Origin of the sequence: Xenorhabdus innexi (assembly GCF_002632485.1) — a bacterium.
GTDB lineage: Bacteria > Pseudomonadota > Gammaproteobacteria > Enterobacterales > Enterobacteriaceae > Xenorhabdus > Xenorhabdus innexi.
Window position 1 is genome coordinate 1 of sequence record NZ_NIBU01000255.1, and the last position, 508, is coordinate 508.

Here is a 508-nt window from a genome sequence, read left to right on the forward strand (position 1 = left end):
ACGGGCGGGCGGGTTCTGTTTCACCGTGCCAGTAAAAGCCGGTGATGAGGGGCTGGCGATTTTCTCAGAGCGCTGCATTGATGGCTGGTATGCCACCGGCAATAAATCCGTGCCGCTGGATGCGCGATTACATGATTATTCCGATGCCTGTTTTATTCCGGGGATTTGCAGCCAACCAAAGAAAATCCCTGATTTCTTTCATGGCGGTGCATCTATGCAAACTGATGATGGCTCAACCTTTATCCGCATGGTACAGGGAAAAATCATCATTCAGGGGGATATTGAACACCTCGGTCACAGCAGGCAAACCGGCAACCACGAACAGGCCGGAAACTGGAACCAGACCGAAGGCAACAGTGAATCCAACGGCACCATCAGCGCCGCGAAAGTGATTGGTGGCGGTGTAGATCTTGAAAACCACACCCACCCTGATTCACACGGCGGCAATACCGGGAGGCCGAATAAATGAGAGTACGACGACTGGATAATCACCACGACTGGACATTCG

Annotated in this window: 1 protein-coding gene; it reads left to right on the plus strand. The window is 52.6% G+C overall.

Going from position 1 to position 508, the window contains the following annotated elements:
* A partial coding sequence (locus tag Xinn_RS21455; protein ID WP_099137846.1) for a Gp138 family membrane-puncturing spike protein occupies positions 1-469 on the plus strand: 469 nt, incomplete at its 5' end.
* Positions 470-508 lie beyond the last annotated feature (39 nt).